Here is an 18,320-nt window from a genome sequence, read left to right on the forward strand (position 1 = left end):
CTTCGATTCTGTATACCGAATGGCACGGAGCGAGGAGAGTTGAGCTTGGCCGTCTATCTACTGCGACGTCTGATCCAGGCCGTGGTCACCGTCTTCGTCGTGGTCACGCTGGCCTTCGCGCTCGGGCGGTTGACCGGCAGCCCGGCGGCGTCGCTGCTGCCGGATACCGCGAGCGAGGCGGATATCGCCGCGCTCAATGCCCGGCTCGGCTTCGACAAGCCGCCCCTGACGCAATACTTCGACTACTTGGGCGGGGTGCTGAGCGGGGATTTCGGGGATTCGTACCGGCAGCAGGGCACGTCGTCGATGACGCTGGTCCTGCAACGGCTGCCCGCCTCGCTGCAACTCGGCGGCACCGGATTCCTGGTGGGTGTGGCGCTCGCGTTCCTGGTGGTGCTCGCCATCCACCTGAGCGGATTCTGGTCGCTGCGCGGGCTGGCGCTCGGGCTGGGCGCGGCGCGACTCGCGGTGCCGGACTTCCTTTTCGGTCTGCTGCTGGTGCTGGTGTTCTCGGTGACGCTGGGCTGGCTGCCGTCGCTGGCGAGCGCGAACCCGCTCTCGCTCGTCATGCCCGCGGTCACCATCGCCACCGCGCAGTTCGTCGTTTACACACGGCTGCTGGACAATTCGCTCACCGCCGAGGCCGGTCAGGATTACGTGCGCACCGCGTACGCCCGGGGCGAGCGGCGCTCCACCGTCATCCTGCGCGAAATGCTGCCCAACGCACTGCTTCCCGTGCTCACCGTGTCCGGCATCCAGCTCGGCACGCTGCTGGGCGGGCTGGTGATCGTCGAAACCGTGTTCGCCTGGCCGGGTTTGGGCCAGCTGATGCTCGGTTCGGTGTTCAGCCGCGACTTTCCGGTCGTGCAATCCGGACTGGTGGTCATCGCGGTCATTTTCGTCGTCGTCAACCTGTGCGTCGACGTGCTGTACGGCATCGTCGACCCGAGAGCGAGAGTCCGATGAAACCCCGAAATATCGCCGCTGGATTGGGTCTGGCGATGATCCTCACGGTCGCGCTGTTCGCCCTGGCCTACCCGTTCACTCCGGGATACGACCCGTACGCACAGGAACTCTCGGACTCCTTCGTCCGGCCGTTCACCACCGCGCACTACCCGCTCGGCACCGATTCCCTGGGCCGCGATCTGGCCAGCCGCCTCGCGCTGGCGGGCCGCATCACGCTCGGGCTGGTGGCGGTCATCGTGCTGGTGAACGCCGCGATCGGGGTGGTCATCGGCACGGTGTCGGGCTACTTCCGCGGCGTGCTCGACAGCCTGCTGATGGGTTACGCCGATGTGCAGCTGGCGGTTCCGATGAGCCTGGTCATCATGGCGCTGTCGGCGATCCGCGGCCCGAGCGTCGGGCTGATGGCCACCATTCTGGGGCTCACGTTCTGGGTGGGGTACGCCCGGGTCGGCCGGTCGGTGGCGCTCGGCCTGTCCGCCCGCGACTTCGTCATCGCGCCGCGGCTGCTCGGCGCCCGCTCGACCTGGGTGATGCGCAAGCACATCGTGCCGCACGTGCTGGTCCCGGTCGGCATTCTGGCCACCGCCGACCTCGGCAACGTGATGATCATGATCTCGTCGTTCGACTACCTGGGGCTCGGCGTCCAACCGCCCACGCCCAGTTGGGGTCTCATGATCACCGACGGCCAGAAGTACATCCGGCAGGCGCCGTACCTGACCATCGTCCCGGCGGTGGCGCTGCTGCTGGTCATCGCCGGCACCCTGCTGGTCGGCGCGCGGTTCACCGAGACGGGACAGGGCCTGCGCCGTACGGTGCGCGCCCCGCGACGGTCCCGGCGCGGCCTCCAGGCGGTGACGGCATGACCGCCGCACCCCGCGCCCGCCTGCTCGAGGTCACCGACCTCACCGTCGGATACCTCACCCCGGCCGGCGAGCGGGTGATCCTGGTCGACGGCGTCGGCCTGACCCTCGACGAGGGCGAAGTGCTGTGCCTGGTGGGCGAATCCGGTTCCGGCAAGTCGGTGACCATGCTCGCGGTGCTCGGCCTGCTCGCCCCGCCGCTGACCGTCTTCTCCGGCAGCGTCCGATTCCGCGGACAGGAGCTGGTCGGCGCGGACGACGAGACGCTGCGCCGATTGCGCGGCGCGGAACTCGGCATGGTGTTCCAGGATCCGATGACCTCGCTCAACCCGGTGCGCCGGGTCGGCGTCCAGATCGAGCGGGCGCTGGCCGTACACCAGCGCCTGGACGCCCGCGCCCGCAAGCGCCGCGTGGTCGAACTGCTTGCGGGCGTGGGCATTCCGCAGCCCGAGGAGCGTTCCCGCGCCTATCCGCACGAATGGTCGGGCGGCATGCGCCAGCGCGCCGTCATCGCCATGGCCATGGCGAACGACCCGTCGGTGCTGATCGCCGACGAGCCGACCACCGCGCTCGATGTGACGATCCAGGCGCAGCTCATGGAGGTGCTCGCCGCCGCCCGCGAACGCAGCGGCGCGGGCATGGTGCTGATCACCCACGATCTCGGATTGGTGGCGCAGCACGCCGACCGGGTCGCGATCATGTACGCCGGGCGGGTCGTCGAAACGGGCACGGTGTGGCAGGTGTTCGACGAGGCCGCCCATCCGTATACCCGTGGGCTGCAACGGAGTCTGCTCGGCGCGGCGGGCGACAAGCGGGAACGCGCGTACGCGATTCCCGGCGCTCCCCCGGCCCCGGTAGACCGTCCGGCCGGCTGCGGATTCGCCCCGCGCTGCGACTTCGCGGGCAAGGACGGCGCCTGCGATACCGCCGTGCCGGTCCTGATCCCGCTCGGGACGGACCGTGCCGTCGCCTGCCCGCCCGCGCTCGCCGCCACCGCCATCCGACAGGACGTGTCATGAACCCCGCAGCCGTCGAGGAGGTCATTCGCGTCGAGGACCTGTCGGTGACCTTCACCAGCCGCCGCGGCCTGCGGGCCAAACGCACCCTGCGCGCACTGGACGGCATCAGCTTCGGGGTGCGCCGCGGCGAAACCTTCGGCCTGGTGGGCGAATCCGGCGGCGGCAAGTCCACGCTGGTGCGCACGCTCTTCGGCATCAACGAGCCGAGCGCCGGGCGGATCCGCCTGCTCGGGCACGATCCGCGGCAGTTGGGTCCCCGGGAGCGGCGGGCGCTGCGGAACCGGGTGCAGCTGGTCTTCCAGGATCCCTACTCCTCGCTCGATCCCCGCATGACCGCGCACGAGATCGTCGCCGAACCGCTGCGGATCGCGGGCGGCTACTCCCGCGACCGGGTGGTGCGCCTGCTCGCCCAGGTCGGGCTCACCGAGGACGCGCTGGCTCGCCGGCCCGCCGAATTCTCCGGCGGGCAGCGGCAGCGGCTGGGCATCGCGCGGGCGCTGGCGCTGGAACCGGAAGTGCTGGTGCTCGACGAACCCGTCTCCGCGCTCGACGCCTCCGTCCAGGCCCAGGTGATCAATCTGCTGGAGGATCTCCAGGAGCGGCTGGGGCTGTCGTATCTGTTCATCGCACACGACCTTTCGGTGGTGCGGCACCTCGCGGACCGGGTGGCCGTCATGCATCTGGGGAAGCTGGTCGAGATCGGCGACACCGAGGAGATCTTCACCCGGCCCCGGCACCCGTACACCCGGGCGCTCATCGCCTCCGCGCCGATTCCGGACCCGCACCGGCGGATTCGCGATGCCGCGTTGCTGGTGCGCGGGGAGATGCCCGATGCCGCGAATCCGCCCGGCGGCTGCTCCTTCCGCACCCGCTGCCCGATCGCGAAACCCGCGTGCGCGCAACGCGAACCGGCCCTCGAACCCATCGGCGCGGACGGCCACACCGTGGCGTGCCTGTTCCCCCTCCCCACTCTCGACCAGGAGAACTCGTGATATCCCGAACCCATTCCGCCATAGCCGGATTCACCGTCCTCGCCGCCGCACTGGCCTTGACCGGCTGCGCGCCGGCGGGCAGCTCCGGCGGCTCCGGCAACGAGATCGTGGTCGGCGCGGTCACCGAACCGGAGAAGGTGGCGGACCCGATCGTCGACGGCTCGCTCGCCGGATACAACTACTATTTCGCCGAATTCGATCAGCTGGCGCGCTTCGATCCGGACGGCAAGCTGAATCCGCTGCTGGCCACGGCCTGGGAGCACAATGCCGACTTCACGCAGTGGACGTTCACGATTCGCGACAATGCCAAATTCCAGAACGGCGATCCGGTGCTGCCCTCCGATATCGCCTTCACCTACAACACGATCAAGGCGACGCCCTCCGGCGATCCGGCCTCGTACATGGAGATGTTCGACAAGGCCGCGGTCGGCGCGGGCAATACCGTCGTCTTCACGCTGAACGCGCCGTTCTCGGCCTGGCCCTCGATCGTCACCGGCGTCTCGATCGTGCCCGAAAAGGTGTACACCGCACTGGGTTCCGCCGGATTCGCGGCCGCACCGGTCGGCTCCGGGCCGTTCATGTTCGACCATTACACGCGCGGGGTCGAATACGTCGTCAAACGCAATCCGAACTATTGGGGCGCCGCGCCGGCGGTGGAGAAGGTGACCTTCAAGACGGTGGCCGACGCGGACGCGCGGCTCAACGGCGTGCAGTCCGGCAGTCTGGATGTGGCGCTCATCGCGCCCAACCAGGTCTCGGCGGTCAGCGGATCATCCAGTGTGACGGTGAAATCCAATGTGTCCAACGGGGTCACGTTCCTGGGGATGAACTCGTCGGCGGGGCCGCTGGCCAATCAGAAGGTGCGCGAGGCCATCGCGCTGGCCATCGACCGGAACAGCATCGTGAAGAATGTGCTCGCAGGTAAGGCGAAGGTCGACAATCAGCTGATCGCGCAGAGCGTCGGCGGGTTCAATCCTGCCTATCCGCAGGCGGTTTACGATCCGGTGAAGGCCAAGCAGCTCGTCGCGGAGTCCGGATACACCGGGCAGGCGATTCCGTTCCAGTACGCGACGAACGGGCGCATTCCGCTGAGTTCCGAAATCGCACAGGCGGTTCAGGGCGATCTCGCCAAGGTGGGCATCACCGTCACGCTGAACGGCACCGATCAGGGCAGCTTCTCGCAGATCATCTACGGCAAGAAGTCCGCGCAGGGGCTGTACCTCAATACCTACGCCCCCTCCACCATGGACGGCGACGCACCGGTCGCGTCCATGTTCGGCGGGCAGCAGAACGATTACGCCATGCTCCCGGCCACCGCGGCGCTGGTCGCCAAGACGCGCACGGTCGGCGGACAGGGCCGGATCGACGCCTACAGCGAGCTGTTCCGGTTCAATGACGCGCAGTCGCTGCTCATCGGGTTGTACACGCCGGATACCAATTACGCGGTGGATCCCAAGCTGAAATGGTCGCCACGGGCCGACGGGATGATCACGGTGGACGCCGCGAGCTTCGGGAGCTGAACCAGGTGAACAGTCTTCGTATCGGGAATGTGCGGCCGTGGGGTGGCGAGGCCGTCGATATCGCCATCGAAAACGGTGTGGTGGCAGCGGTTTCCGAAGCTGATGCCGCAGTTGCGGCCGGGCTGGACGGTGGCGGGCAGCTGATTCTGCCCGCGCTGTCGGATGTGCACCTGCACCTGGATTCCAGCTGCCTCGGCCTGCCGTTCCGCGCCTATACGGGCGAGCCGGGGCGGTGGGGGCGCATCATGAACGACCGCAAGCACTGGCGGACGGCGGATCGGCCGGTCGCCGAACGGGCCGCCTTCACCCTCGCGGTGGCGATCGCCAACGGCGCCACCCGGATTCGCACCCACGCCCAGGTGGATGCCGATTCGGGACTGGAGAAGATGGAGGGCGTGCTGGCGGCGCGCGAGCGTTATGCCGATGCCGCCGACGTGCAGATCGTCGCCTTCCCACAGGTCGGGATTCTGCTCGAACCGGGCGTGGTGGATCTGCTCGACGCGGCCCTGCGCGCGGGCGCGGACCTGATCGGCGGCATCGATCCGTGCGAGATCGACCGCGACCCGGTGCGGCATCTCGACGCCGTCTTCATGCTGGCCGAACGGCATCAGGTGGAGGTCGATATTCACCTGCACGAGGCGGGCGAGCTCGGGCTCTTCACGCTCTCGCTCATTCTGGAGCGGGTGGAGGCGCTGAGTATGCAAGGGCGCGTGACGATTTCGCATGCGCGTTGCCTGGCGAGCGGGCTGCCGGGGGTGCCCGCCGCCATCGCCCGGCTGGCCGCCGCCGGGGTGGCGATCACGCATGCGGCCGGTGGGCGCGGCTGGGAATTGCCGTTGGCGGAGCTGGCGGCCGCGGGGGTGCGGGTCGGGGTCGGGATGGACGGTCAGCGCGACTTCTGGTCCCCGTACGGCAATGGCGACATGCTGGATCGGGCCTGGCAGCTCGCGTTCGTGCACGGGTTCGCCGCCGATCCGGAGATCGAGCATGCGCTGGGGGTCGCCACCTGGGGCGGGGCGAGCGTGCTGGATCGCGGATTGCGGCCGCTGGATCGGTTCGGATCGCATCCCGGTTTCGCGCCGGGCGATCCGGCCGAATTCGTACTAGTGGATGCGTTGAGTCCCACCGCGGCGGTGATGGATCGGCCCGCCGAGCGCACCGTGGTCCATCACGGGCGGGTCGTCACCGTGGATACCGCGTTGCCGGGGTTCGAGATTCCCGGTCGCTGGGCGGTGCGGTGAACGGGCGTCGCAGTATTCGCGCCGCGCACGTACTCGCGTATGCCGACGGCGGGCATGTGCTGCTCACGGACGCGGAGGTGGTGGTCGAGGGGGCGCGGATCGTGGCCGTCGGGCCGGCCGGTGCGGCGGCGGCCGACGAGGTGATCGAGCTCGGCGCCGTGTTGCTGACGCCCGGTCTGGTGGACCTCGACGCGCTCACCGATATCGACCACACCATTCTCGATTCCTGGCAATCCCGCGAGCTCGGGCTGGGATTGCAGTGGTCGCGGGACTACGCCGAGCAGCGGCGGCGGGCCGTATTCGATGCCGGGGAGCGCGCTTTCATCCGGGAGTACGGTTTCGTGCAACTGCTGCTGCACGGAGTGACGACGGCCATGCCGATCGCCTCCGAGGTGCACAGTGATTGGGCGGAGACCTTCGAGGACGCCGTCGCCATGGCCGAGGCAGCGCGGCGGCTCGGGCTGCGCGTCTACCTCGGGCCGAGTTACCGCTCGGGGGTCAATGTGGTGGATTCGGACGGCACACGCTCCATCTATTGGAATGAACCGTTGGGGCGCAGCGGGTTCGAGGACGCCGAGCGGTTTCTGGAGTGGGCCGCCGCGCAGGAGTCCGACCTTGTGCATGGCGCATTGCTGCCGTGCCGCATCGAGACGTTGAGCGAGGAGCTCATGCGCCGCACCGCCGCATTGGCCGAACGGACGGGCGTGCTCGTGCGGCTGCATGCGCTGCAAGGGCTGCTCGAACGCGAACTCGTGCTAGCCGAATACGGTGCGCCGCCCTTGGCCGTGCTGGAGCGGACGGGTCTGCTCGGTCCGAAACTGCTGGTGCCGCACGGCATCTACGTCGATTCGAATCCGCTTGTGGACGCCGACACCGACACCGATATCGCCACGCTGGCGGCGGCGGGCGTCACCGTCATCCACTGCCCGCTCACCATGGCCCGGCACGGTGCGGCGCTGGACAGCTTCGCGCGATATCGGGCGGCCGGGGTGCGGATGGCGCTCGGCACCGACTCGTTCCCGCCGGATCTGGTGCGCGGCATCGATATCGGCGTCACGGTGGCCAAGGTCCTCGCCCACCGCACCGATGCCGCCACCTACGCGGACTACTTCGCGGCGGCGACGCTCGGCGGTGCGGAGGCCCTGGGGCGGCGCGATCTCGGTCGCATCGCCGTCGGCGCCATCGCCGATCTGGTCGCCTTCCGGCTGGATGATCCCCTGGACGGCGTGCTCGACGATCCCGTCCGCACGCTGTGCATGAACAGCACCGCCCGCGCCGCCGACTTCTCGATGATCGCCGGCCGGATCGTGCTGCGCGACGGCGTGATCGCGGGCATCGACCTGCCCGCGATGACCCGGCGCGCCCAGCAGCTGTTCGACCGGATGCGGGCGGCCTACTCCGAACGCGACTATCTGCGCCGGCCGGTCGGTGAGCTGTTCCCGCCGTCGTTCCCCAGCGGGTGATCCGGACCGGTCACGACGCTGTGCGAGCCGGCTGCAGGCGGCAGCGCGCTATCTCGAACTCGGGGACGCGGTCGATGCGGTAGCCGGCGTAACTCAGTGATCGGTGGATATTGCGGCGGAAGCGGTCGAAGGTGAGGGGTGCTCGGGTGGAGGCCAGCAGGTCGCGGGTTTCGGGGCAGGACAGGGCTGTTCGGATGCGGGTCGTCCAGCCTTCGTCGAGGTACCAGGGCAAGCGGGGGTGCTCGGTCGCCATGCCGGCGTCCACGACCGCCCAGTCCGAGTCGAGGTTCTTGTCGTGGCCGATTCGAGCGTCGGGGAAACGGAAGGTGTGGGCGGCGAGCGGGTAGGCCAGGCCCATCGGGTCGAGGACGCGGACTTCCAGGGGGAGGTTCATGCTGATCATGCCGAGATTCATGTAGAACACGGTGTTGGGGGCGGTGTCGTCCGGATTGTGGGGCGGGACCGTTCGCCAGTCCTGGAAGGACGGGGTGTTGATGAGCAGGCCGCCGTCCGGGTGGCGGGCGACCTCGCGGAGCATGGGACGGATGCGCGGATAGTCCAGGTAGTCCTCGGCGCGGATCGGGTGGGGGTGGCCGGTGGAGCGGGCGTAGTAGAGGCGTTCGTCGGCGATGCCGGAAGGGGTTATCGCGTTGGGGGTTTCGATGGCGGTCACGTCCGCGGCGAGCAGTGCCCAGCCTGCGATGGCGGAGAATGCTCCCGCTGCTGCCAGGCGGCTGCGGCGCGAATTCTGCTGGTCGGCAATTGCTTTCAGTGGCAGCACCATGACCGGCAGTAGCAGGCAGAACAGTGGCGGCAGCAGCATACGGCCGTGCATGAAATCCCCGCCGACGCGAAGTTCGTAGAGGGTCAGCAGTAGACCTGCGCCGACCATCAGCGTGACCACGGCGGACGGCGTTCGGAGCCGGGCACGGATTCCGCGAATCATTTCGCGCGCAGTTGGTTTCACGTCGGCGGAGATCAGCGAGACAACGTCCGATAGCCAGGATCGGAGTGCGAACAGGGCGGCGACGCCCAGTATGACCAGGGGAACCCATAGCCAGTACGGGCCGACGAAATTCCAGAGGTAGACGAGTCCCTGCCGCCATTTCGAGCCGCTCGCGTCCTTGGCGACGGCGGTGTTCGGGTAGGGCAGTCCGTAGTAGCCCATCCGCCAGATCTGGTAGCTCACCGGCACGAGACCTGCCGCTGCCACGGTCGCTACCCGGAATAGCCACGGCCGCGATCGGCTCTCCGGCAGCGGAGCACAGCAGATCATGAAAACCGCTGGTGCGCCCACGAGTACGAGTTCCGGCCTGGCCAGCGGGGCCAGGCCCGCGAGGAATGCCAATGCGAGAGAGCGTGTCATCCCGGGCTTTTCCGAACGACTCCACGTGATGAGCCCGCACCACAGCACCGCCAGCCAGCAGAGGACCAGACTGGATTCCAGTCCCGAGGTGACGTAGTCGCGTGCGGGAGGCAGCGCGATATAGACGAGAACGCCTGCCGGAAGCAACAATCCGGCGCGACCGCCGCCCCACAGCCGAGCAGTGCCCAGCATGGCGGCGGCAATGGCCACGACCGACAGGATCAGGCCGCTGCCCACCGCCACGTACTCCAGTCGCGCCCGCGTCACCCAGCTGCCGAACCAGATGAGGTACGTCCAGGCCGTGCTGGTGTTCACTTCGACGCGCTCGCCCGCATTGAACACCGGGCCGTTGCCCGCCAGCAGATTCCGCACCGTACGGAGCACGGTCAAGCCATCGTCGGCGATCCAGCGCCGATTCCAGCCGCCGATCGTGAAAAGAATTGCGGCCGCGGCGATTCCACCGATCAGACTGATTCGGTACGGACGGTGCGCTACCGTTCGGGGCGCGACTTCCTCGTCCGCCGCCACGGCAGGCAGCAGCGACAGTCCCACGCGAGCCATCTCCCTCTCATCGATCCCCCCGGCCGTCCGAATCCGACAGCCCGAACGGCAATCTTGAGGTCCCCGGCCACGACCGGGCAGGCCACAGGAATCGGGGGCATGACATTCTCCCCAATGTCGTTAGCATGAGTAAATTTCTCGGGGTTCGAAGCCACGCACCCGTTTTCCGGTCCGCACGTTCCCGCCCGGGCTACCGTCGGAACATGGCACCGTACGAGCACGTGCTCGCCGTGCGTGACGGCGACACCATTCACATCACCATGAACCGCCCCGACCGCCGGAATGCCTTGTCCGCCGGCCATCTCGGCGACCTGCGCACCGCGTTCCGCGCCGCCGCCGACACCGACGCGACCGGCATCGTGCTCGCCGGCGCGGGCCCGGTCTTCTCCGCCGGCCACGACTTCGCCGACGTCGCCGCACGGGATATCGACCAGGTCCGCGAACTGCTCGAACTGTGCACCGATCTGATGCGCACCATCCAATCCGTACCGCAGGTGGTGATTGCCCGCGTCCACGGCCTCGCCACCGCCGCCGGCTGCCAACTCGTAGCCTCCTGCGACCTGGCCGTAGCCGCCGCCTCCGCCGGATTCGCCCTCCCCGGCGGCAAAGGCGGCTGGTTCTGCCACACCCCGGCCGTCCCCGTCGCCCGCGCCATCCCCCGCAAACAGCTGATGGAACTGGCCCTCACCGGCGACCCCATCACCGCCGCCACCGCCCTCGACTGGGGCCTGATCAACGCCGTCACCCCCGACGATCAACTGGACACCGCCGTCACCGACCTCCTCGCCCGCGCCACCCGAGGCAGCCGCGCCAGCAAAGCCCTCGGCAAACGCACCCTCTACGCCCAACTGGACCGCCCCGAAGCAGACGCCTACGCCATCGCCATCGAAGTCATGGCAGCCGCATCCCAACTCCCGGGCGCGAAAGAGGGCATGCAGGCATTCCTGGAGAAGCGGCAACCGGTCTGGCCCGACTGATAGTCCCGGCGCGACCTGCCAATTCCGATCAGGACCGGACAACACCTGGACATCGGCCGCCAAAGATGTCCAGGGCGCGGAATGACCGAAGCCACGAAATCTATTCTGGTCCAGACAATTCGCGAATTCCTGGGGGAACAATGAATGTTCGGGCCCGGCTCCTGCGCCGTCGTGGCCGTGCACTACTGGGTACCGGGCTGTTGGCCGGGGCGCTGGCGACAACCACACCCGCGCTCGCGACGGCGTCGCCGGAGTGTGTGGCGGCGGTGGATATGGCGATCGTGACCCGGCTGCCGGTGGTGGATTGGGCCGAGAATCTGGCTTATGACCGGCAGGGCGATTTGTGGGTTTCGCGGCCGTTGCGTAGTGAGGTGGATCGGTATGACAGTGCGGGGAATTTGACCGCGGCGGTGGCGGTGCAGAACCCGATGGCTGTGCGGGAGGGGCCGGACGGGTGGATGTATGTGGTGTCGAATCCGGTGCCGGGGGCCTTGGTTGGGGACTCGGAGGTGGTTCGGTTCGATCCGGCGGCGAATGATCCACGGCCGCAGCGGTTCGCGGCGGGGCTGCTCGCGCCGGATGGGGCTGTCTTCGATGCCGAGGGGAATCTCTATGTCACCGATCTCTATACGGGGGTGATTCGGATCCGGCCCGACGGATCGCTCGATGACGCGTGGAACGCGCGGGCGAATCTGTTCTCCGGCAATGGTTTGGTCGTCATCGGGCGCTATCTCTACATCAACATCACGGCGAGTTTCGGTGGCCAGATCGTGCGCATGTCGATCGACGATCCGGCCGATCGCTCCGTTCTGACAGATCTGCTGCCCGGTGGAGTACCGGCGTTCCCGGATGATCTCGCGGTGGGGCCCGACGGGAAGCTGTATGTCGCGACCGGTGGGATCGGCCGGCTGATGCGGGTCGATCCGAACACCGGGGGCGTATGTCAGCTGGCCGCTACCGAACCCGTCACGGCCATTGCCGTGGGACCTACCGGCGACCTGATGCTCTCGACTCAACTCGGCAATATTTTGCGGGGACGGGTGTTTTAGAGAGTGCCGTTTTCGATGTCGCGTTTCAGCGCCGCTTGGTAGGCGAGGTGCGATGAGACGCCGTTCTCCACGGTGAAAGACAGGAGCAGTGGGTTCGTCGTGAACGTTATGTGTTCGTTCACCGCGGTGGTGCCGTCGCCGTTGTCGGTGAAGGTGATCTTTTGGTGGGTGAAGACGCCGGGGTCGTCGTAGCTGTCGGAGAGGTAGTAGTGGTCGGCGGGGTATAGGCGTTGCTGGGCTTGGGTTTTGGCGGGATAGGTTACGGAGCCCATCGGGATGTTTTCCAGCGCGGTGAAAGCGATGGTCTGGACGGCGTTTTCGGTGCAGTCGCGATGGGTGGCGATACCGGCCAGGAAGGGGTGGCGGCCGATGTCGTTGTGCAGGTTCGAGTACACCGTCCAGACCTTCTCCAGCGGGGCGTCGATGGTGATCGGCAGATCGACGGTTCGAGACGAATCCGCCGACGAGGGATTGGTTTCCGCGGCCTGGTAGGTGGCCCACGCGGATTGCCAGGCGGCGGTTTCGGGGTTCGGTGTTTCGACGCAGGAGGGGGCGGAATCCGCCTGTGCCACGGGCGAAACCGCGGGAACGAACAACAGGGTCAGGGTGCAACCCACGAGATACTTCACGGGCGGACAGTAACGCGTTCCCGCCCGCTTCGCCGATCTGCGTGGGTTGCGGTCAGCGGTTGCGGCGGGCGGGCGGCGCGGGCGGGGCCAGCAGGTCGCCGTGGGTGATGGTGCCGGCCTGCTTGACGCGGCGCAGGACCGGGGAGAGTTCGAAACTGTGAATGCCCTGCAGGGTCGCCATTTTGGTGGACATGAAGTGGTACAGGGCTCGGGTGCTTTCGCAGAAGAGGGTGGTGAACATGTTGAAAGGACCGGTGACGGCGGCGGTGTACGTGGTCTCCTCGAAGTCGGCGACGGTGGTGCCGATCGAATCGAGCTGGGCGGGAGCGACATTGAGCCAGAGGAAGGCGGCAATGCCGGAACCCATTGCGGCCGGAGCGATATCGAGGTCGAAGTAGAGGATCCCGGCGTCGTGCAGGGCCGCGATGCGCCGTACGACGCGGCCTTCGGTCAAGCCGGTGGCGCGGGCGAGGGTGGCGTAGGAGGTGCGGCCGTCGTGCGCGAGCAGGTCCAGCAGTGCGCGATCGGTGTCTTCGATGTGGACGGCGCGCGTCACCGGCTCACCGGATCTGTTGCCGGAGTGCAGGTCTCGGCGTCCGCGATAGTCGATGGCGTGACGGCCGACGAAGCGGTGCAGGATCAGCGCGGCGGTGATATCGAGAACCGGGGCGGTGCGCTGCAGGCGCTGCACCAGTAGATCGTCGCGGTCCTGCTGGGTGCGTGGATGCAGGGAGAAGGCGACCTCCGCGCCGCCCGCGGCAATGCTGATCCAGGCGGCGTCGTCCCGGCGGGCCAGCGCCTCGGCCACTTTCACGGCGCCTTCGGGGCGGCAGCGCACCCGGATCAGCCAATCGTCCTCGCCGAGCGCGGGGGCATCGACCGAACCGATCACCCGAACCAGGCCCTCGCGGCGCAGGCGGCGGTAGCGGCGGGCGATGGTCTGCTCGGCCAGCCCCAGCTCAGCGGCTATCTGCCGGAAGGGGGCACGTGGATCGAGTTGCAGCTTGCGCACGATCGCCAGATCGAGGGGTTCGAGAATGGAAGTTTCCGCCGGAGAAGTAGCCGCCATTGCACGAATCCTACGTCGCGGCCCAGCGCAGGCGACTTTCCATACCGCCCGACCTGAGACTCGACGCCGACTTGTTCGCACTCCGGAAAGGACACCGGCACATGCGCAAATGGCTTCCGCTGCTGACCATCTGCCTCGGCACCTTCATGCTGCTCATCGACGTCACCATCGTGAACATCGCCCTGCCGAATATGGCGGCCGATCTCGGCGCGTCCTTCGGCTCCCTGCAATGGGTGGTGAACGCCTACGCCGTGGCCATGGCCGCACTGCTGCTGGGGGCGGGATCGATCGCGGATTCGTTCGGGCATCGGCGGATCTATCTGGCCGGACTGGCGATGTTCGCGACATCGTCACTGGTGTGCGGGATTTCGCCGAATTCGGCGGTGCTGATCGCGGCCCGGGTGACGCAGGGCATCGGGGCCGCGGCCATGGCGGCCACCACGTTTCCCATGCTGAATCGCGCCTACGACGGCCGGGAGCGTGGCATCGCGTACGGCATGTGGGGTGCGGTCGCGGGCGCGTCCTCGGCGGTCGGGCCGATCGTCGGCGGGGTGCTGACCGAAGCGGCGGGGTGGCGGTGGATCTTCTTCGTGAACCTGCCGGTGAGTGTGGGCGTCATCGCGCTGGGGTGGTGGGTGTTCCGGGGCGGCGAGGAAACCCACCGTGCCCGAATCGATTTCGCGGGCATGGCGAGTTTCGCGGTGGCGGCGGCGACGGCGACCTACGCGCTGATCCGCGCCAATGAACACGGCTGGTCCGATACCGGCGCGTGGTCGATGTTCCTGGTGTCGGCGGCCGCGCTGGCGGTGTTCGTGGTGGTCGAACGGCGGGTCGCCGAACCCCTGTTCGAGCTGGCGCTGCTGCGGCAGCGTTCCTTCGCCGGGGTGCTGATCGCGGCGGTCACACTGTTCTTCGCCGCGTTCGCCGCGCTCATGTACACCTCCATCTGGTTGCAGTCGGATCAGGGTATGACGCCGATCCAAACCGGCCTGATCGGATTGCCCCTGTCCGCAATGGCTTTCGCGGTGTCGGCCGGATTCGGGCGATACCTGCACGCCATGCACCCCGGGCGGATCATCGGCGGCGGACTGCTCGTCATCGGCCTGGGTGGCGTGGTCGGCGCGCTGCTGATGCACGGCGATGCGAGCTGGCCGGCGCTGGTGCCCGGCTTCCTGCTGATCGGCGCGGGCGTCGGATCCGCCACCGCCACACTGGGTTCGGCGACCATGGCGGCCGTCGAACCGCGGCGCGGCGGCATGGCGACCGGTGCGGTCAGCACCGCCCAGCAACTGGGCATGGCATTCGGAACCGCCGCGCTGGGCAGTGTTTTCACCGCCCGCGCGCAGCGGATCCTCACCGACGATGCCTTCGCCGATCCGGCTGCGGCGGCGCGGGCGGTGGCCGGCGGACGTGCGGGATTGCTGACCGCCGAGGCTCCCACCGCATTGCGGGCGGCCGTGACGGACGCGACCCACACCGCCGCAGTGGCCGGGGTCCAGAGCGTCCTGGCTGTATCGGGCATCGTGGGCCTGCTGGGTGGCGCACTGGCACTACTGCTGATCCGGCCCGCCGCACAACCCGACTGGTCCGACACCGCAGTCGAATCCGAGCCGACGAACGCCTGACAGAAGCACTCGCCGTCGCGCGGCGCCACATGCGGGCCGAGCACCGCTCCCGCGCGTCAAAGCGCCCAACACGACGCGTCGATCGTGAACATCACACGCCGTGTGCGAACGCACCAGCAACTGCACACGGGCCGAGCACCGCGTGCCATCGCACCCGCCACCACATGCCATCGTGCACACCGTGGCGGGTGCTGTTCGTGGTTGCGCTTGGGTAATGTCGCGACCGGTTCGTATGTCGTGGACGGGCCAGGAGGAGAGCGCTACCCATGCCGATGTTCGGACGAGACAGTGAGCTGAAGGAACTCGGCGCGCTCGTGACCGGAACCGATGGGCGGAGCGGGGTGCTCATCGAAGGGGAACCGGGGATCGGGAAGTCGGCGCTGGCCGACGCGGCGGTGCGGGATGCGGCGGCCGCGGGGGTGCGGGTGTTGCGGACCAGCGGGGTCGAGGCGGAGCACGGGCTGACCTTCGCGGGATTGCATCGGCTGCTGTATCCGCTGCGCCGGGCCTTCGACGGGTTGCCCGCTCGTCAGTTGGAGGCGCTGACAACCGCGCTGGGCATGTCGGACGTGATCGACGAACCGAGCCCGCATCTGGTGGGACTGGCGGCGCTGACGCTGCTCACGGATCTGGCGGCCGAGCAGCCGTTGCTGGTGGTGGCGGAGGATGCGCACTGGCTCGATCCCGCGAGTGCCGAGGTGCTCGCGTTCGTGGCACGCCGCATCGAGTCCGAGCCCGTCGCCATGCTCGCCACCGCGCGGACCGGCACCGCTTCGGCATTGCACGAGGCCGAACTGAGCGTCATGCGACTCGGCCCACTGCCCGACGATGACGCGCATGCGTTGCTGGACAGCATCGCTCCCGGATTGAACGCCCAGGCCCGCCGCCGGGTACTCGCCGAAGCGCACGGCAATCCGCTGGCGCTGAGCGAACTCCCCACGGCGGCAACGGATCTCGCGGAGTCCGCCGACACCCTTCCTTTGACCGAACGCCTCGAACGGGCATTCTCGGCACGCGGCGCGATGCTGCCCCCGCGCACCCGATCGGCGCTGCTCGTCGCCGCGCTGGATGACGACGGCGCGCTGACCGAAACTCTCGCCGCGGCCGCGATCCTGCTCGGCTCCGAGGTGACGGCAGATGTGCTCGCCCCTGCGGTGCAGGCCCGTTTGATCCACATCGACTCCGGCACAGTCACTTTCCGCCACCCGCTGGTGCGTTCGGCCCTGGTCGCGGCGGCCGCGCCCGAGGATCGCCGGAAGGCGCACCTGGCACTCGCCGAACTGCTGACCGACGCACCGGACCGCCGGGTGTGGCATCTGGCGGCGGGCGCCGCCGGTGCGGACGAGGACGTGGCGGCCGCGCTGGAGGAGGCCGCCGAACGTTCCCGGCACCGGGGCGGCGCGATCGCCGCACTGGAACGCGCGGCCGCGCTCAGCGCCACCCCCGCCCGGCGCGCGGATCGCCTGCTGCGCGCGGCGGAACTGGCCGTCGACTCCGGTCACCGTGGCACCGCCGACCGCCTGGTCGATGCGGCGCGCGCCCTCCCCCTTACCGCCGAGCAAGAGGCCACCGCGAAGTGGCTGCTCAGCGGCTTCGAGGACGGTATGCGCGAAAGTCCCACGCGCATAGCCGAACTGGCGGCACTGGCCACGGCCGTCGCCGCCGACGGATATCCGGATCCGGCCTTGCGCATCCTGTGGGGCGCGGCCATGCGGTGCTTCTGGTCCGAGCCCGGACCCGATACCCGGCGCGTGGTGCTGGCCGTCGCCGACAGCCTCGGCATCCCGGACGGCGATCCGCGCAAGCTGGCCATCGACTCCATCGTGGCCCCGCTGGAACGCGGCGAACAGGTGCTGGGTTTCCTGCGCGGGCAGACCGCGAGCATGGGCGGCGACCCGGAAGTGGATCACTTCCTCAGCAGCGCGGCCTATCAGGTCGGTGCGTTCGACCTCGCGGCCCAGTTCGCGGCGGCCGCCGCACCCGGTTTCCGCTCCGCCGGACGGCTGGGGCTGCTGTGCCGGGCGCTCGCCATCGAGGCCTGGAGCCTGGCCCGGCTCGGCGATCTCGCGGCCGCCGCGCCCATCGCGGCCGAGGCGGCGGCCTTCGCGCGGGAGACCGGCGCACCCTTCATGCACGCGGTGGTGATCGCCGTGCAGGCCGAAATCGCCGCGCTGCGTGGTGATTACGCGCGAGCGGTCGAGCTGGCCGCGGAGGCCGAGCGCATCGGATTGGCGGCCGGCGCCCGCCCGGTGCTGGCGACCGTGCAGCTCACCCGCGGTCTGATCGCGCTCGGCGAGGGCCGGTTCGAGGACGCCTTCACCGATCTGATGCGGATTCACGACCCGCGCGACCCGTCGCATTCTCCGGCGCTGGGCGCGTATTTCCTCACCGAACTCGCCGAGGCGGCGGTGCGGGCCGGGCGCGCCGACGCCATGACGGAGCTGCTGGGCGAGTTGGAGGTCACGGCGGCGACCACCTCGTCGCCCGCCCTGCACATCGGAATGCGTTACGCACGTGCGGTTCTCGCCGGTGACGCGGCCGCCGAACTGTTCGCGACCGCGCTGGCCGCGGATCTCACCGGCTGGCCCGCCGAACGCGGCCGCCTGCACCTGGCCTACGGCGAATGGCTGCGCCGCCAGCGCCGGGTGGTCGAATCGCGCACCCATTTGCGCACGGCGCGTGAGACTTTCGACGCTCTCGGCTTCACCGCCTGGAGCGAACGCGCACGCCTGGAACTGCGCAGCGCCGGCGAATCCAGCCCGAATCGCGATCCGGACGCCCGCGAGCGCCTCACCCCGCACGAGCTGAGCATCGCCCAGCTGGCGGCCCAGGGCCTGACCAACCGGGAAATCGGCCAGCGCCTCTACCTGTCCCACCGCACGGTCAGCACCCACCTGCATCGCATCTTCCCGAAACTCGGCATCAGTTCCCGCGGCGATCTGGCAGCGCTGCTGCCGACCTTGACGGAGACGGCCGGCTGACC

The 18,320-nt window shown here is 68.8% G+C and carries 12 protein-coding genes and 1 pseudogene; 10 read left to right on the forward strand and 3 right to left on the reverse strand.

Annotation, left to right across the window (positions count from 1 at the left end; all coding sequences use genetic code 11):
• Positions 1-45: 45 nt before the first annotated feature.
• The 6 genes and pseudogenes from LTV02_RS22930 (at position 46) to LTV02_RS22960 (ending at position 8,061) form a co-directional block, all read left to right on the forward strand.
• Positions 46-966, forward strand: coding sequence for an ABC transporter permease (locus tag LTV02_RS22930; RefSeq protein ID WP_233033702.1), 921 nt, complete (start codon positions 46-48; stop codon positions 964-966).
• Positions 963-1,829 carry an ABC transporter permease gene (locus tag LTV02_RS22935; protein ID WP_233033703.1) on the forward strand — a complete coding sequence of 289 codons (867 nt, stop codon included), beginning with the start codon at positions 963-965 and terminating at the stop codon, positions 1,827-1,829. Before LTV02_RS22930 ends, LTV02_RS22935 begins: the two co-directional genes overlap by 4 nt.
• Positions 1,826-3,837 (forward strand): annotated as a pseudogene (locus tag LTV02_RS39695) (dipeptide ABC transporter ATP-binding protein). The gene LTV02_RS22935 and the pseudogene LTV02_RS39695 overlap by 4 nt, the downstream one beginning before the upstream one ends.
• Positions 3,834-5,357 carry an ABC transporter substrate-binding protein gene (locus tag LTV02_RS22950; protein ID WP_233033707.1) on the forward strand — a complete coding sequence of 508 codons (1,524 nt, stop codon included), beginning with the start codon at positions 3,834-3,836 and terminating at the stop codon, positions 5,355-5,357. The pseudogene LTV02_RS39695 and the gene LTV02_RS22950 overlap by 4 nt, the downstream one beginning before the upstream one ends.
• Before the next feature lie 5 nt (positions 5,358-5,362).
• On the forward strand, positions 5,363-6,598 hold the full coding sequence (locus LTV02_RS22955) for an amidohydrolase family protein (RefSeq protein WP_233033709.1): 1,236 nt from the start codon (positions 5,363-5,365) through the stop codon (positions 6,596-6,598).
• Positions 6,595-8,061, forward strand: a complete 1,467-nt coding sequence (locus LTV02_RS22960; RefSeq protein ID WP_233033711.1) for a chlorohydrolase family protein — start codon at positions 6,595-6,597, stop codon at positions 8,059-8,061. The genes LTV02_RS22955 and LTV02_RS22960 overlap by 4 nt, the downstream gene beginning before the upstream one ends.
• A gap of 10 nt (positions 8,062-8,071) precedes the next feature.
• On the opposite strand, the gene zomB is transcribed toward LTV02_RS22960, so the two are convergent.
• Positions 8,072-9,988 (reverse strand): flagellar motor control protein ZomB, encoded by a 1,917-nt coding sequence (zomB, locus tag LTV02_RS22965; RefSeq protein ID WP_233033713.1) that lies wholly within the window; start codon positions 9,986-9,988, stop codon positions 8,072-8,074.
• A gap of 203 nt (positions 9,989-10,191) precedes the next feature.
• Between zomB and LTV02_RS22970 the strand changes: the two genes are divergently transcribed.
• Both LTV02_RS22970 and LTV02_RS22975 read left to right on the forward strand, forming a co-directional pair.
• Positions 10,192-10,965, forward strand: a complete 774-nt coding sequence (locus tag LTV02_RS22970; RefSeq protein ID WP_233033715.1) for an enoyl-CoA hydratase-related protein — start codon at positions 10,192-10,194, stop codon at positions 10,963-10,965.
• A gap of 200 nt (positions 10,966-11,165) precedes the next feature.
• On the forward strand, positions 11,166-12,014 hold the full coding sequence (locus tag LTV02_RS22975; protein WP_233033717.1) for an SMP-30/gluconolactonase/LRE family protein: 849 nt from the start codon (positions 11,166-11,168) through the stop codon (positions 12,012-12,014).
• On the opposite strand, the gene LTV02_RS22980 is transcribed toward LTV02_RS22975, so the two are convergent.
• Complete coding sequence (locus tag LTV02_RS22980) at positions 12,011-12,643, reverse strand: SRPBCC family protein (RefSeq protein WP_233033719.1); 633 nt, start codon at positions 12,641-12,643, stop codon at positions 12,011-12,013. The two genes, LTV02_RS22975 and LTV02_RS22980, sit on opposite strands and share 4 nt — an antisense overlap.
• A gap of 52 nt (positions 12,644-12,695) precedes the next feature.
• Positions 12,696-13,712 (reverse strand): Lrp/AsnC family transcriptional regulator, encoded by a 1,017-nt coding sequence (locus LTV02_RS22985; RefSeq protein ID WP_233033721.1) that lies wholly within the window; start codon positions 13,710-13,712, stop codon positions 12,696-12,698.
• A 101-nt stretch (positions 13,713-13,813) separates the two neighbouring features.
• Between LTV02_RS22985 and LTV02_RS22990 the strand changes: the two genes are divergently transcribed.
• Both LTV02_RS22990 and LTV02_RS22995 read left to right on the forward strand, forming a co-directional pair.
• Positions 13,814-15,337, forward strand: coding sequence for an MFS transporter (locus LTV02_RS22990; RefSeq protein ID WP_233033722.1), 1,524 nt, complete (start codon positions 13,814-13,816; stop codon positions 15,335-15,337).
• A 266-nt stretch (positions 15,338-15,603) separates the two neighbouring features.
• Complete coding sequence (locus LTV02_RS22995; protein ID WP_233033724.1) at positions 15,604-18,318, forward strand: AAA family ATPase; 2,715 nt, start codon at positions 15,604-15,606, stop codon at positions 18,316-18,318.
• Positions 18,319-18,320: the final 2 nt, after the last annotated feature.

This window comes from Nocardia yamanashiensis (genome assembly GCF_021183565.1).
In the GTDB taxonomy this organism is placed as follows: Bacteria; Actinomycetota; Actinomycetes; order Mycobacteriales; family Mycobacteriaceae; genus Nocardia; species Nocardia yamanashiensis.